Here is a 14,339-nt window from a genome sequence, read left to right as displayed (position 1 = left end):
TTATCCAGCCGACCAAATTTTTCCCCGGCCGGTGAAAGGAATGGCGTTGGATCATTTTGGTACGTGTCCGCCAACCGAATCGACGGCGGCCTATGATCTTCATGGTCCTGCTCTTCCCAATGGTCCTTTGATTGTGTCCGTGCCCCATGCCGGGCGCGACTATTCCCCTGATTTGCTGGCTCTGGCGCGGGTGCGGCCGGAGGTGCTGCGCCGGCTGGAGGATCGCTGGGCCGACATGCTGGCAGGGCCGCTGGTCGCGCGGGGCTACAGCGTGCTGGTCGCCCGTACGCCGCGTGCGATGATCGACCTCAACCGGCATGAGCGGGAGCTGGATCCGGTGATGGTGACCGGTCTGCCCCGCGATCAGCCGCTGCAGAGCAGCGCCAAATTGCGCGGCGGGCTGGGCCTCATTCCCCGTCGCCTGCCCGGCGCCCTGGAATTGTGGCAGCGCCCCATCCCCTGGGAAGAAGCGCGGCGGCGGATCGAAACGGTGCATCGGCCCTATCATGCCCGGCTGGCACAGATGATGACGGCCGCGCGGGAGCGGCATGGCCATGCCATCCTGATCGACCTGCATTCGATGCCGCCGCTGCCGCCGCCGGCCGCCGGACAGGCTGCCCCGGCGCTGGTGCTGGGCGATCGCTTCGGCCGCAGCGCCGCGACACGGCTGATGATGCTGGCGGCCGATGTCGCGGCCGGGCATGGCGTGCTGACGTCGCAGAACCATCCCTATGCCGGCGATCATCTGATCGAGCGGCATGGCCGGCCGGAGCGCGGTTTCCATGCGCTGCAGCTGGAGGTGGACCGTGCCCTTTATCTCGACGTCACGCTCGACCGGCCGGGGCCGGGGCTGACGCGCATGCAGGGCGTGGTGGCGGCGATTGCCGAGGCGCTGGCGAACGAACTGCCGCGCAGCTACGCGATGGCGGCGGAATAGCCTATTCGCCGATCACCAACCGCGCGCCGGCAAGGCTCAGATGATGGGAATCGAAATAGAGCGGCTTGCCGTCATGGATGATGGCGCAGCGGCGGGCATCGCATAGCCGCGCCATCGGATCGATCAGCGTCACGCCCCGTGCCTGCCAGCGGGCAAAGAGTGCGCGCAGATTGCGGGTGCGGGCCTCGATCGTGGCGCGGTCCACGCCCTGCGCCTGCGCAAGATCGCCGGCGCGGGCGAGATGGGCCAGATGGCGTGGCACGTCAAAGGGCTGGGGCGGCACCGGTCCGATCAGGATGACCTGCCGTCCTTCGGCGCGCAGCGCATGGATGGTGGCGTCGAGTTTCGCGACGAAGGCGGGATCGTCAAATTCACCATTGGCCCAGAAGGCGGCGAGATAGATGCGGCGAATGGCCGGATCGGCGCGGATGGCGGTTAAGGCGGCCTGGTTGGCGCGAGCGCAGCGGGCATCCTTGGGCGCGTCATAGCCCAGCACCGGCGGGCAACTGGAGGTGGTGCGCTCGATCAGGGCGCGGCCTTCTGCCCTGGCCCCGAGCGATAGGGCATAGGCCATTTCCACGCCATGGCTGTCGCCCCAGAGCAGGGCGTCGGGGCGGACCTTGGCACCGAGAATGCAGGGCTGGGCACCGCGGGCGAACGTGTCGTGGCAGGCCTTGCGCGCGGGGCTGATGTCGGTGCGGCCGGCGGCGAGTTGCAGCACCTGCGGCGCAAAGCGCTGCGGCCAGCCGCCCATCGCCAGCAGTGCCAGCGACAGGAGGCACAGCAGCGCCATGGCGCCGCCGGTAAACTGGAAGATGCGCCGGGCGGGGATGCGGCGGGCATCGCGGAAGGGACGCTCGACGAAGCGCCAGGAGAGGATGGCGGCGATGAAGGAGGCGGCCACGACGGCGATTGCCGTCCAGCCGGTCAGGGCCGCATCGGTCGCATATTCGGTGAAGACGATCAGCGGCCAGTGCCACAGATAGAGGGAGTAGGAGATGAGGCCCACGCCGACGAACGGGGGCAGGCTGAGCAGGCGCCCGACGCTGGTGCCCGGCGCGCTGTGCAGCAGCAGCGCCGCGCCCAGCACCGGGGGCAGGGCGGTGATGCCGGGGAAAACGGTCTCGCGCGTATAGAAGATGACAGCGAAGGCGACAGATAGAAGGCCGCTCCACGCGAGCGCCTCCCGCAGCCAGCGCGGGCGCGGGGCGGGTATGGCGCCGAGCGCCAGCAAGGCGCCCGCAAATAATTCCCAGGCGCGGGTCGGCAGCAGGTAGAAGGTGAAGCCGCTGGTGTCGCGCTGGAGCGCGATCGCCAGTGCCAGCGAAATCGCGGCGATCACGCCGACGATCAGGCTGCGCCAGCGGGCGGCAAAGCGCGCGACCAGCATCAGCAGGATCGGGAAGCCGAGATAATATTGCTCTTCCACCGCCAGCGACCAAGTGTGGAGTAGGGGCTTTACGTCGGCGCCGCCGGCAAAATAGCCGGTGTCGGTGAAGAACCAGAGGTTGGAGGCGAACAGCGTGGCGGCGAGCGCGGATTTCGGCACGCCTTCTATATCGCCGGGCAGATAGAGCCAGCAGGCCGCCGCCAGCACGGCCAGGATCATCAGGCTGAGTGCCGGCATGATCCGGCGGAAGCGGCGTTCATAGAAATGGACGAGCGAGAAGCGCTGTTCATCCACCTCGCGCGCGATGATGCCGGTGATGAGGAAGCCGGAGATCACGAAGAAGATGTCGACGCCGACATAGCCGCCGGAAAAGCCGGGCACATGGGCATGGAAGAGCAGCACCGGCAGGATGGCGATGGCGCGCAGCCCGTCAATGTCGCGGCGATAGCGACCCGCCCCGATCATGCTGCTTTCCTGTGGTGCCGACCCATGCATGGCGCTGTCCTAGCGCGAAAGCCCTGCGATTTGCTTTACCATTTTGCCGTCGTTGACAGCGGCATGGCGGATGATATGATCCAATGTATATCATAAATGGGTGAGGATCATGCGCGATTACGCCACGGCGGACTTCTACAAGGATGTGGATCTGGTTGATGATCCCCATGCCTATTTCGACTTTCTGCGCGCCCAGGGGCCGGTGACGCGGCTGCCCCATCGCAATGTGGTGGCGGTGACGGGCTATGAGGAAACGGTGCAGGTGATGCTCGACACCGAGCATTTTTCCAGCATCAACGCCGTGACCGGGCCGATGACGGACTTGCCCTTCACGCCGCAGGGCGACGACATCGCGGCGGAACTGGAGGCCGCCCGGCCCAAGATCGCCTTCGCCGACCAGATCGTGACGGAAAGCGGCACCCGCCATGCCAAGCTGCGGTCGGTGATCGGCAGCCTGTTCACTCCCAGCCGGTTGAAGGCGCTGGAGCCATCCCTCTATGCGACCGCCGACAGCCTGATCGACGAGTTTGCCGCCGACGGTAAGGTCGATCTGGTGCGCCAATATGGCGGCCCCTATGCGACGCTGGTGATCGCCGATCTGCTGGGCATCCCGGCCAAGGGGCGCGCGGCCTTCCGCGTCCTGCTGGAAGGGGCGGTGCCGGCCCAGATCGACGGATCGCCCGAAGATCTGAAGCACAATCCGCTGGTCGGCCTTGGCAAGCATATGTTCCGCTACATCGCCTGGCGCCGCTTCCTGAACCATCCGGCGGTGCTGCCGGTGCGCCGGCTGCTGGGCGCGGACACGGAGAAGAAGGACATATTGACGACGCTGGCGCTGGCGAAGTTCCCGGATGGGACGAGCCCGACCCTGGTCGATCTGACGGCGATGGCGGCCTTCCTGTTCGGCGCGGGGCAGGACACGACCAACCGGCTGCTGGCCAACGCCTTCCGCATCATTGCGATCCGGCCGGATATCCAGGCGCAGTTGCGCGCCGACCCCAAGCGCATCCCCAATTTCCTGGAGGAAGTGCTGCGCTATGACGGGTCGGTGAAGAGTGGCGGGCGCATCTGCACGCGGACGACGGAACTGGGCGGGGTCGAGATCAAGGCGGGGACGACGATCCTGATGTCGCACATGGCCGCCAATCGCGATCCGCGCCGCTTCGACAATCCGGCGCAGTTCGACATGGATCGGCCGCGTGCCAAGGAGCATCTGGCGTTCGGCCGGGGCGCCCATACCTGCATCGGCGCGCCGCTGGCCCGGCGCGAGGTGGCGGTCAGCATCGAACGGCTATTGGCGCGGATGGGCAATATCCGCCTGTCCCCGGCCCATCATGGGGCGGGTGATGCGCTGCGCTTTGACTATGAGCCCACCTATATATTGCGGGCGCTGCGGCACCTGCATCTGGAATTCGACCCGATCGCGGATCCCGGCTGAACAGGGGGCAGAAGCCGGCTGGACCGGCCCCTCCTTGCGGTTCGGAGGGGCCGGTTCCTTTTTTCGTCAGGCCGCGGCGCGGCGTTCCTTCAGTTCCTCGTTCAGCATTTCTGCCAGCAGGAAAGCCAGTTCCAGGCTCTGGGCCGCGTTGAGGCGGGGGTCGCAATGGGTGTGATAGCGATCGGCCAGACCTTCGTCGGTGATCGCGATCGCACCGCCGGTGCATTCAGTGACATTCTGGCCGGTCATTTCGGCATGGATGCCGCCGCCAAACGTCCCTTCGGCGCGATGCACGGCAAAGAAGCCGCGCACTTCGGCCAGGATGCGGTCGAACGGCCGCGTCTTGTAGCCATTGGCCGCCTTGATGACATTGCCGTGCATCGGGTCGCAGGACCAGACCACCGAATGGCCCTCGCGCTTCACCGCGCGCACCAGCTTGGGCAGGCCGGCCTCGATCTTGTCATGGCCATAGCGGGTGATGAGCGTGATACGCCCGGCTTCCCGCTTCGGGTTCAACAGGTCGAGCAGGCGCAGCAATTCGTCGGGCTCCAGCGTCGGGCCGCACTTCATGCCGATCGGGTTGCCGATGCCACGCAGATATTCGACATGCGACGACCCTTCGAAGCGGGTGCGGTCGCCGATCCACAGCATGTGCGCCGAAGTGTCATACCAGTCGCCGGTCAGGCTGTCCTGACGGGTCAGCGCCTGTTCGAACGGCAGCAGCAGTGCCTCATGGCTGGTGTAGAAGCTGGTGCCGCCAAGTTGCGGCACGCTGTCCGCGTCCAGACCACAGGCGCGCATGAAGTCGAGCGCCTGGCCGATCTGATCGGCCATCGCCTCGAACTTCGCGGCCCAGGGGCTGCGGCCCATGAAATCGAGCATCCAGCCATGCACCCGGTCGAGGCTGGCATAGCCGCCGGTCGAGAAGGCGCGCACCAGGTTCAGCGTCGCCGCCGACTGGTTATAGGCGCGGATCATCCGCTGCGGATCGGGCTCGCGCGCTTCGGGCGTGAAGGCGATGTCGTTGACATTGTCGCCGCGATAGCTGGGCAGTTCCACGCCGCCGATCGTCTCGGTATCGGCCGAGCGGGGCTTTGCGAACTGGCCCGCCATGCGGCCGACCTTCACCACCGGCAGCTTCGAGGCGAAGGTCAGGACGACCGCCATCTGCAGCAGCACGCGGAACGTGTCGCGGATATTGTTCGGATGGAACTCGGCAAAGCTTTCGGCGCAGTCGCCGCCCTGCAGCAGGAAGGCTTCGCCGTTCGCGACGCGGCCAAGATCGGCCTTCAGATTCCGTGCCTCGCCCGCAAAGACGAGGGGCGGAAACTGGCCAAGCTGGGCCTCTACCGAGGCAAGCGCCTCCTGGTCCCGATAAAAGGGCATCTGGATGCCCTTATGCTCCCGCCAGCTTTCCGGCGTCCACTTCGCCGCCACGTCGAGTCTCCTTCACGTCAAAAAAATAGGGGCCGCATCTACGCGCAACCGCCCGGCAGGGCAAGTTTATAGCGGTTGCAGCGCCTCTTTGCGCAAGGATACTATCGATCAGACTGATCGAGCGGCTTTATTTCTGGCAGGGATAGCGATCGTTGAGGGCGATGCTGACCAGCGCCGACGCCGCAGCACCACGCTGATCGGGGTAGCGCTCCAGATAGGCGACGACGGTGTTTTTCACATCCTCGGCCGCCATCCGCTTGGGCCAGCAGACGGTGCGGGCGCGGCCCAGGAACATCTCCTTGCGGATGCCGTCGGTCGCCCCGGCGATATATGCGGTGCAAGCGAGCTTATATTCCGGCGCCTTGTTGCGGCATTTGGCGAGCAGGCTGGTGCCGGTCTCGAACATGTAGATGCCGCCTTCGTCCGATGCGGGCGGTGGCGGCGGAACCTTGCTCGATGACGCGGCGGCGATCGCCAGCAGAAGCGCAAACATGGGGGCGGGGCACTCATATCGGATCGTTGAGGATGCGACGCAAAGTGCCGTCTTTGGGATAGCCTGTCCAACCGGACTGGCCGACATGTGAAACGGACTGGCTCAGTATAGGCCGCGGCTTGACGATGGCGGTCGGGCAGGCACTATGCTGCCATGCGCATCGCGATCTTCGGCACCAAGGGCTATGACCGGCATTTCCTGTCGGCCGCCAATCAGGGACATGAACTGCATTTCCTGGAACCCAGGCTGGACGCGGATACCGCGAGCCTGGGCGAAGGGTTCGAGGCGGTTTGCGTGTTCGTCAACGACCGGCTGGACGCAGCCGTGCTGGCCAAGCTGGCGGCCGGTGGCACGCGGCTGATCGCGCTGCGCTGTGCCGGCTATAATAATGTCGACCTGGTCGCGGCGGCGGATCTGGGGCTGACGGTGGTGCGGGTGCCGGCCTATTCGCCCCATGCGGTTGCGGAATTCACCGTCGCGTTGCTGATGGCGCTCGACCGGCGCATCCATCGCGCCTGGGCGCGGGTGCGGGAAAATAATTTCGCGCTCGACGGGCTGATCGGCCGCAACCTCCACGGCCGGGTGGCGGGCGTGATCGGCACCGGGCGGATCGGCGCGCTGGTCGCCCGCACGCTGAAGCTGGGCTTTGGCTGCGAGGTGCTGGCGAGCGATGTGGCGGAAGATCCCGAACTGCTGGCGATGGGCGTGCGCTACGTGTCGCCGCGCGACCTGCTGGAACAGGTCGACATCGTCTCGCTCCATTGCCCGCTGACCCCGGATACGCGCCATATCATCAATGCCGACGCGATCGGCCGGGCGCGCGATGGACTGGTGATCGTCAACACCAGCCGCGGCGCGCTGATCGATACGCAGGCGCTGGTGGCGGGGCTCAAGTCGCGCAAGATCGGCGGTGTCGCGCTCGACGTCTATGAGCAGGAGGCGGACCTGTTCTTCGAGGATCTGTCCAACGAGATCATCGAGGATGATCTGTTCCAGCGGCTGCTGACCTTCCCCAATGTGCTGGTCACCGGGCATCAGGCATTCCTGACCGAAGAGGCACTGGCCAGCATCGCCGAGACGACGATGGCCAATATCAGCGATTTCGCCGCCGGTCGTCCGCTCGCCAACCGGGTCGATCCGCAAGCGGCTATTGCCCCACGAGGATGAAGGGCGCCCAGACATAGGGCTGCACCGCGTCCGGCTTGCCGGACCGGATCAGCTTCAGCATCGCCCGTTGCAGCGCCACCCCACGATAGGCGCCGCGCCGGTTGGCCTTGACCGTCTCGACCGTGATGAAGGTGCCGGCATCGTCCCGCACCGGCCAGTGCGACACCAGCAGGGCGCCGGCACCAGCATAACGAAACGCCTGGGCCAGGCCGGAATAGGTCGGCGCCTGGGCGCTGCTGCCGGCGGCGGTGTTGCAGGCGGACAGGATCACCCAGTCGGCGCCGATCCGCATCTGCGTCACTTCCGATGCCGTCAGTATCCCGTCATTGCCGGAATCCGTATCGGGGGGCGACAGCAGCAGGGCCGGTTCGTCCAGTCCCTCCATCTGGCCGCCGACCAGCCCATGGGTGGCGAACAGCATGACCGAATAGGGGCGCAGGTCGCTGGTGCGTAGGATCGCCTCGCTGGCGTTCGCGCCGATCAGCAGCCGGGCATGATCGGGGCCGAAATAGCGCGCGACCGATCGCAATTCCTCGGCCGATCCGGGCAGGGGCGGCAATTGCGCCAGCGTGGCCGCGCCGCCGCCACGCTGCTTGAGGGCGATGGCCTGCGTCTCCTGCGAAAAGGGCAGGGGCGCGCCGATGCCCAGCATCCGGTCATCCTGCGCCGCCAGCTTTTGCGCCACGACCGGGCGGAAGCCGCTGTCGATCCGCAGCGCATAGCGCCGGATCAGCCAGGGCGTGTTGCGGTCGATATGCTGCACCGGCCTTTGCGGCAGCATGGCAAAGGGCAGGGCGGCGAAAGCGCCGGTCGGCACGACCCGCAGGCGCTGCGCCTTGCCCAGCGCGGCCTGGACATCGGGCGTGAAGATCTGGGTGTAGAGGATATGGGCGCCCTCCTGGTCGAAGCCGGTGGCGCTCAGCGATGCGCGCAGTCGCGCGATCCGGCCGACCAGATCGGCGCGCGTCTCCTGCGCCCGGATGATGGTGGTCCGTTCGCGGCTGACGGCCAGAATATATACGCCGTCAAAGGCCGGCGTCACCGCCAGCAGCGCCTCGTCCGCCGCCAGATTGGCTTGCAGCGATGCCAGGTCGGGCAGGGCGCCGCCGCGCGCCTCCAGCCATCGGGGGAAGTCATGGGCGATGGCGGTGCGGTCGGCATCGACCTGCTTGGCCAGCGCGGCGCGGCTGGCGCGTGCGGCGGCGACGCCTTCGTCGCGGGCGAGCGCCTGCAGCAACAGGCTGTCGGCGGACTGTAGCGCGCGGGTCCGGTCCTGCAGCGCGCGGACCCGGTTGCCCAGTGCGGGGTCGTCCACCATCCGCTGCGCGACCAGATGATTGGCCTGGACGATGCCTGATCCGGCAAGCAGGGCCATCGCGTCCATCCCCAGCCCGGCGTCGCGCGCCTGTGTCGCGATCGCCAGCACGCTGTCCAGCGCGGCGCGCTGATCCTCGGTCAGGGCGCCGTCCTCCTGCAGGCTGAGGCTGGTGCGCAGCAGCGCGATCAGCCGGCAGGCCGCATCGACGCTGTCGCCGCCATTGGCCCAGGCGGACAGCATGCCGGCATTGGCGATGGCGAAGCCGGGAAGATTGTCGAGCTGGCGGGTCTCCCGGTCGAAATCGGCGGCGGCGGCGCGCGCTTCGTCCATCCGGCCGGCCTGGATCAGCGCCGGGATCAGAAAGGGATAGACGCGCTGCCCCATGTCGCGATCCTCGGCGCTGCCGGTGCGGCCGCGGGCCAATGCAGTCTGCAGCCGGCCGATCGCTTCATCCCTGCGTCCCTGGGCAAAGGCGGCGACGCCGGCAAAGGCCAGCGCGCGTGCGGACTGCGGACTGGTGTCACCTTCGATGTCACGAAAGCCGCGCTCGGCCTCCAGGAACAGCGGTTCCGCCTCGTCATAGCGTTCCAGCGGCAGCAGCAGATTGCCGAGATTCTGCAGCGCGAAGTCAAAGGCCAGGCTCTTCGTGCCGCTGGTCTCGCGCTTGATCGCGATCGATCGCTCCAGATAGGCGAGGCTTTCGCTGCGCCGCCCGGTGCGCGAGAGCAGCAGGCCGAGCGCTTCGAGCGCGCGGGCATAATTGGGGTGCTTGCGATCGACATGGTCGGTTGCGGTATCCACCGCCAGACGGGCATAGATTTCCGCCTCGGCATCGCGATCCGCGCGCGAGAGCATCTGCGCATACATATAATAGGCGCCGACCGCGTCCGCGCTGTTCTGGCCGCTGGCGGCGACCCGCGCCTCCATGCTGCGGCGCTGCGCCTCGACCGCCTCGCTGTTGCGGCCGAGGCGGGACAGCGCCTGGGCATGGGCGAAGGCGATGTTGGATTTCAGCATCATCGCCGATTCATCCAGCGCCTTGGGATCGGTGCGGGCGAAATAGCCGTCGATATAGCGGCTCGCTTCGGCCAGCGTCTCGCCCCCGGCGCCGATCTGGTTCAGCGTGACCTGGACATAGCCTTTGATCGACAGGCCCTGCATCCAGTAGATCGGATAGGCGTCGCGGAAGGGGGCCAGCAGGGCAAGGCTGCGGTCCGCATGAGCGAGCGCGTCGGGATTGCGGCCGTCGATCTGGTCCATCGACGACAGGTTGATGAGCGCGACCCCCGCCAGCGGATGGGCCTGGCCCTGCACCTTGTTGTGGGATGCCGCCGTTTCGAGCGCTGTCCAGGCATCGCGCGTCTTCTGCGACATGGACAGGGCATAATCATCGCTCTCGAACAGCGCGTCGGCCTTGTCCTCCAGCGCGTAGAGCCGGGCATAGCGCGGATCGTCGGTGCGGAAGGCGGGCGGCGGGGCGGCGGCAGCAGGCAGCAGCGCGGGGCCGGCCAAGGCCAGCAGGAACGCGCCCGCGCGCGCGGAAAACAGCATGATGCGCCCCACTTTTCTCGACCCGATATCGTCTTGGGTCGAACCCAGGACGGCGTCAAGCCATCAGGCCAGCGTCAGGCGCCAGTCCCAGCGCAGCGGATCGCCGTCCATCACCTCGACCCCGCGCGCGATCAGCGCGTCGCGAATCTCGTCCGACAGGGCGAAATCCTTCTCGGCGCGGGCGGCGGTGCGGCGTTCCAGTTCGGCCTCGATCTCTTCCGGCGTGATCTGCGCATCCTTGGGCTGCACCCGCAACTCGGCGCGGGTGAGGTCCAGCAGGCGCAGGCCCAGCGCCTGGTCGAACGCGGCGATGAGGCAGAGCTTCTCGTCGACCGGCACCTTTTTCATGCTGATCGCTTCCTCCAGCAGCGGCAAAGCGCGGGGCGTCATCAGGTCGTCGGCGATCGCGGCGTCGAACTGCTCCAGCAGCGGCACCAGCTTGGGGTGAAGATTGGCGCGCAGATAATCGAGCGTCACCGACTGCCAGGTGATGCCCTCGGCCCGGCTTTTCAGCCCCTCGACCCCCATGACCAGCCGCTTGAGGCGGGTCAGCGCGGCGGCGAGATTGTCGGCGCTGAACTCCAGCTCGCTGCGATAATGGGCGCCCAGGCACAGCAGGCGATAGGCGATCGGATGCACGCCGGCATCGACCAGGCTGAACAGGGTGGTGAAGCCGCCCTTGGACTTCGACATTTTCCCCTGGCGGTCGACCAGGAAATTATTGTGCATCCACCAGCGCGCGCCGGTGAAATCGGGCTGCGTGTCGGTGCAGCCGCAATAGGCCTGGTTCTGCGCGATCTCGTTGGGATGATGTATCTCGCGATGGTCGATGCCGCCGGTATGGATGTCGAACGGTTGTCCGAGGCGCGCCTGGCTCATGACCGAGCATTCCAGGTGCCAGCCCGGCGCGCCCTTGCCCCAGGGGCTGTCCCATTCCATCTGGCGCTGCTCGCCCGGCGGCGACTTGCGCCAGATGGCGAAGTCGCTCGGGTTGCGCTTGCCCGCCACCGGGTCGATGCGGGCGTGGGCGGCATCGTCGCGACCGCCGGCCAGCGCGCCATAATTGGGCACGGTCGAGCTGTCGAAATAGAGGCCGCTGTCCAGTTCGTAGCAATGGGCGTCGGCGATCTTCTGCGCAAATTCGATCATCTGCGGCACATAGTCGGTCGCGACCGTCCATTCGCTGGGCGCCATGATGTTGAGGTCGGCGATATTAGCCTTGAACGCCTGCGTATAATGGGCCGCGATGTCCCAGATGCTCTTGGCGCTGGCACGGGCGGCCGCCTCCATCTTGTCGTCACCGGCATCGGCATCCGAGGTCAGATGGCCGACATCGGTGATGTTGATGATCTGGGTGACGTCCAGCCCCTTCCACAGCAGGGTCCGGCGCAGCGTGTCGACGAACACATAGGCGCGCAGATTGCCGATATGGGCATAATTATAGACGGTCGGGCCGCAGCTATAGACGCGCGCATGGTTGGGCTCGATCGGCGCGAACGGCTCGATCGACCGGGTCAGGCTGTTGAACAGGCGCAGGGGCGCGTCGCTATGCTGGTCTTGGCTCATGGCGCCAGCCATGTCGCGAGACGGCGCGATCGTCAACGGGGCGGGCACCGCAAAAAAGCGCTTGAACTTGACCTTGGGTCAAGCGGTAGCAGGGGGCATGACCGATATATTGGATATTGCCGCCATCGCCCGCGCCACGGGCCTCACCAGCCGGGCATTGCGTTTCTATGAGGCGCGTGGACTGGTTGCACCGTTGCGCACCGCATCGGGACGGCGCTTGTTCGGCCCGGCCGAGCTGGCGCGGCTGCATGAATTGCTGGCGCTCAAGCGCGCGGGGCTGAGCCTCGCCCAGATCAAGACCCTGTTCGATGGCCGGCCGATCGACCTTGGCGCTTTGCTGCGCGCGCAGATTGCGGCGATCGACGCGCAGGCGCAGGAACTGGCGCAGGCGCGCAGCCATCTGGAAACTGCCTTGTCCCGCATCGACCGTGGCGAGCCGCTCGATGCCGCGACCCTTTGCTCGCTGATCCGCAGTGGAGAAAGCATGACCATGCAAGAAGAATGGAAGGCGGTCAGTGGCCGCTATATCAGCGCCCAGGCCGAGGCCGATTTTGCCGAGACGATGCCCAACATGCCGGCCGATTTCGATCAGGCGGCCTATAGCGCGCAATGGGCGGACCTCACCACCCGGATAGAGGCGGCGCTGCCGCTCGATCCGGCCAGCGCCGCAGCCGGGGCCTTTTATGACGAATGGCAGGCGCTGCTCGCGCCCTTCACCGCCATCGCCACGCCGGCGATGATGGAGGGGGTGACGCGCATGTACGACCATGTCGACGAGTGGAAGGACGAGCGGCACCCGCCCTTCGCATCGGCCGTGTGGGACTTCATCCGCAGCGTCGGGGCGGCGCGGCAAATGTAATAAATTGTTGCTTGGGCGGTGGTGCCTTGCGCGATCGTCCGGGCGACCCGATATTGCTGGAGCGGACCGGGCCCCTCTGGCGACATGGATCTCTTCCCCCTTGATCCAGGTCGCGATGTCGGACCGCATCGGGTGCGCCCGGTGCAGGTTTTGTGGCAATTCCCCCCTCTTTTTGCCGCAGGAGACCGCACCGGGCTCACTCGAACCACATTTATGATGGAGTGAGTGAAGCCGTGAACAATCCCGTACGCATGCCGGGCTATGGTGCCAGCCAGACGGCGCAGACCGATGCTGGCCTGCGCGCGCACATGCTCGGCGTTTTCCGCAACATGGGCATCGGTCTGGTCATCACCGGCCTGGTCGCCGCCCTGGTCGGCAATACCCCCGTGCTGGCCGCTGCCATCTTCGGCACGCCGCTGAAGTGGGTCGCGATCTTCGCGCCGCTGGCCTTTGTCTTCTTCTTCAGCTTCCGCATCGACAAGATGACGACGGCTGGCGCACGCACCGCCTTCTACGCCTTCGCGGCGGTGATGGGCGTGTCGCTGGGCAGCGTCTTCCTGGTCTTCACCGGCGGCAGCATCGCCCAGGCCTTCTTCTCGGCGGCGGTGATGTTCCTCGCCATGGCGCTGTGGGGCTATACCACCCAGCGTGACCTGACCAAGATGGGCAGCTTCCTGATGATGGGCCTGATCGGCATCGTCGTCGCCAGCCTGATCAACATCTTCATCGGCTCGTCGGCCATGGCGATGGTCATCTCGATCATCGGCGTGGTGGTCTTCACCAGCCTCACCGCCTGGGACGTGCAGCGCATCAAGTCGGAATATTTCTATTATGCCGGCCATGAGGTGGCGCAGAAGATGCAGGTGATGGGCGCGCTGTCGCTCTACCTGAACTTCGTCAACCTGTTCCAGATGCTGCTGAGCCTGACCGGCGAGCGCGAATAAGCATGCGGGACCAGGCCACCGTGTCGGCCATGCTCTGCCCGGTCTGCCATGTGGGGCTCCACATGAGCGACCGGCAGGGGGTGGAGATCGACTATTGCCCGCAATGTCGCGGCGTCTGGCTGGACCGGGGCGAACTCGACAAGATCATCGAGCGTTCCGTTCAGCCGGCCCCGGCTCCCGCCGCGCCGCAGATGAGCTACCGCCCCGACCGCGACTATCGCGACGACGGGCGCGGCTATCCGAAGAAACGCAGGAAGAGCTTTCTGGAAGAGCTGTTCGATTGAGAAAAAGGCCGGTCCCGATGGGGCCGGCCTTTTTCGTGGAGAGGACTTCTTCCTTCCGTCATGCCAGCGAAGGCTGGCATCTCACTTTTCTTCTGGCGCCACGCTTCATTCCATGTGCAGCGTGTCGAACAGATCCGCCCATTGCGGATTGATCTCTTCGATCAACCGCACCTTCCACTCACGCTTCCATGCCTTCATCGCCTTTTCTCGGGCGATGGCGTCGATGATCGCTGCATGCCGCTCGGCATAGACCAGTTGATCGAGACCATATCGGCGACAGAAGTCCGAACCCGTCCCGTCGCGATGCTGCATGGTTCGATGCGGCAGGCTGGATGTCACGCCGATATACAACACGCCATAAGCGCGGTTCGTCATGATATAGACCCAGCCGCCCGTCATGGCCGTGATGCTGCGTCAAAAGGCAGTGAGATGCCAGCCTTCGCTGGCATGACGGGGAGTG

Annotated in this window: 12 protein-coding genes; 6 read left to right on the top strand and 6 right to left on the bottom strand. The window is 66.2% G+C overall.

The annotated features are described in order from the left end of the window. Nucleotides 1-40: 40 nt before the first annotated feature. The gene (locus U0025_RS14545) at nucleotides 41-937 is read left to right on the top strand and encodes an N-formylglutamate amidohydrolase (protein WP_037490433.1); all 897 of its coding nucleotides are present in this window, start codon (nucleotides 41-43) and stop codon (nucleotides 935-937) included. Nucleotide 938: 1 nt separating this feature from the next. On the opposite strand, the gene U0025_RS14540 is transcribed toward U0025_RS14545, so the two are convergent. After that, nucleotides 939-2,792, bottom strand: a complete 1,854-nt coding sequence (locus U0025_RS14540) for an acyltransferase family protein (RefSeq protein ID WP_004208141.1) — start codon at nucleotides 2,790-2,792, stop codon at nucleotides 939-941. 139 nt (nucleotides 2,793-2,931) lie between these two features. Between U0025_RS14540 and U0025_RS14535 the strand changes: the two genes are divergently transcribed. After that, complete coding sequence (locus U0025_RS14535; RefSeq protein ID WP_004208140.1) at nucleotides 2,932-4,260, top strand: cytochrome P450; 1,329 nt, start codon at nucleotides 2,932-2,934, stop codon at nucleotides 4,258-4,260. A 66-nt stretch (nucleotides 4,261-4,326) separates the two neighbouring features. Here U0025_RS14535 and U0025_RS14530 read toward each other — a convergent pair whose 3' ends face one another. Then, entirely contained in the window at nucleotides 4,327-5,697 is a 1,371-nt protein-coding gene (locus U0025_RS14530; protein ID WP_004208138.1) for a class II 3-deoxy-7-phosphoheptulonate synthase, read from the bottom strand. 127 nt (nucleotides 5,698-5,824) lie between these two features. Next, nucleotides 5,825-6,190 carry a Rap1a/Tai family immunity protein gene (locus U0025_RS14525; protein WP_004208137.1) on the bottom strand — a complete coding sequence of 122 codons (366 nt, stop codon included), beginning with the start codon at nucleotides 6,188-6,190 and terminating at the stop codon, nucleotides 5,825-5,827. Nucleotides 6,191-6,343: 153 nt separating this feature from the next. On the opposite strand from U0025_RS14525, the gene U0025_RS14520 reads away from it, so the two are divergent. Next, entirely contained in the window at nucleotides 6,344-7,357 is a 1,014-nt protein-coding gene (locus tag U0025_RS14520; protein WP_004208136.1) for a 2-hydroxyacid dehydrogenase, read from the top strand. Here the strand turns inward: U0025_RS14520 and U0025_RS14515 are convergent. Both U0025_RS14515 and cysS read right to left on the bottom strand, forming a co-directional pair. Beyond that, nucleotides 7,338-10,226 carry a CHAT domain-containing protein gene (locus U0025_RS14515; protein WP_004208135.1) on the bottom strand — a complete coding sequence of 963 codons (2,889 nt, stop codon included), beginning with the start codon at nucleotides 10,224-10,226 and terminating at the stop codon, nucleotides 7,338-7,340. The genes U0025_RS14520 and U0025_RS14515 overlap by 20 nt on opposite strands. Before the next feature lie 63 nt (nucleotides 10,227-10,289). Further along, entirely contained in the window at nucleotides 10,290-11,792 is a 1,503-nt protein-coding gene (gene cysS / locus U0025_RS14510; RefSeq protein WP_004208134.1) for a cysteine--tRNA ligase, read from the bottom strand. Between the two features lie 97 nt (nucleotides 11,793-11,889). On the opposite strand from cysS, the gene U0025_RS14505 reads away from it, so the two are divergent. The 3 genes from U0025_RS14505 (at nucleotide 11,890) to U0025_RS14495 (ending at nucleotide 13,879) form a co-directional block, all read left to right on the top strand. Continuing rightward, on the top strand, nucleotides 11,890-12,651 hold the full coding sequence (locus U0025_RS14505) for a MerR family transcriptional regulator (RefSeq protein ID WP_004208133.1): 762 nt from the start codon (nucleotides 11,890-11,892) through the stop codon (nucleotides 12,649-12,651). Between the two features lie 251 nt (nucleotides 12,652-12,902). After that, nucleotides 12,903-13,595, top strand: a complete 693-nt coding sequence (locus U0025_RS14500; RefSeq protein WP_037490430.1) for a Bax inhibitor-1/YccA family protein — start codon at nucleotides 12,903-12,905, stop codon at nucleotides 13,593-13,595. 2 nt (nucleotides 13,596-13,597) lie between these two features. Next, nucleotides 13,598-13,879, top strand: a complete 282-nt coding sequence (locus U0025_RS14495; RefSeq protein ID WP_004208131.1) for a TFIIB-type zinc ribbon-containing protein — start codon at nucleotides 13,598-13,600, stop codon at nucleotides 13,877-13,879. Between the two features lie 105 nt (nucleotides 13,880-13,984). Here the strand turns inward: U0025_RS14495 and U0025_RS14490 are convergent, their stop codons facing one another. After that, nucleotides 13,985-14,278, bottom strand: a complete 294-nt coding sequence (locus U0025_RS14490) for a GIY-YIG nuclease family protein (protein WP_004208130.1) — start codon at nucleotides 14,276-14,278, stop codon at nucleotides 13,985-13,987. Between the last annotated feature and the right edge of the window lie 61 nt (nucleotides 14,279-14,339).

Origin of the sequence: Sphingobium yanoikuyae (assembly GCF_034424525.1) — a bacterium.
Classification (GTDB): Bacteria; Pseudomonadota; Alphaproteobacteria; order Sphingomonadales; family Sphingomonadaceae; genus Sphingobium; species Sphingobium yanoikuyae.
This window is presented reverse-complemented; position numbering and strand designations above follow the sequence as displayed.

What these genes read in the sequence shown, in the direction of transcription:
- U0025_RS14545 (WP_037490433.1), top strand. Translation starts at nt 41, where the DNA reads ATGGCGTTGGATCATTTTGGTACGTGTCCGCCAACCGAATCGACGGCG.
- U0025_RS14540 (WP_004208141.1), bottom strand. Translation starts at nt 2,792, where the DNA reads ATGATCGGGGCGGGTCGCTATCGCCGCGACATTGACGGGCTGCGCGCC.
- U0025_RS14535 (WP_004208140.1), top strand. Translation starts at nt 2,932, where the DNA reads ATGCGCGATTACGCCACGGCGGACTTCTACAAGGATGTGGATCTGGTT.
- U0025_RS14525 (WP_004208137.1), bottom strand. Translation starts at nt 6,190, where the DNA reads ATGTTTGCGCTTCTGCTGGCGATCGCCGCCGCGTCATCGAGCAAGGTT.
- U0025_RS14520 (WP_004208136.1), top strand. Translation starts at nt 6,344, where the DNA reads ATGCGCATCGCGATCTTCGGCACCAAGGGCTATGACCGGCATTTCCTG.
- U0025_RS14515 (WP_004208135.1), bottom strand. Translation starts at nt 10,226, where the DNA reads ATGCTGTTTTCCGCGCGCGCGGGCGCGTTCCTGCTGGCCTTGGCCGGC.
- cysS (WP_004208134.1), bottom strand. Translation starts at nt 11,792, where the DNA reads ATGAGCCAAGACCAGCATAGCGACGCGCCCCTGCGCCTGTTCAACAGC.
- U0025_RS14505 (WP_004208133.1), top strand. Translation starts at nt 11,890, where the DNA reads ATGACCGATATATTGGATATTGCCGCCATCGCCCGCGCCACGGGCCTC.
- U0025_RS14500 (WP_037490430.1), top strand. Translation starts at nt 12,903, where the DNA reads ATGCCGGGCTATGGTGCCAGCCAGACGGCGCAGACCGATGCTGGCCTG.
- U0025_RS14495 (WP_004208131.1), top strand. Translation starts at nt 13,598, where the DNA reads ATGCGGGACCAGGCCACCGTGTCGGCCATGCTCTGCCCGGTCTGCCAT.
- U0025_RS14490 (WP_004208130.1), bottom strand. Translation starts at nt 14,278, where the DNA reads ATGACGGGCGGCTGGGTCTATATCATGACGAACCGCGCTTATGGCGTG.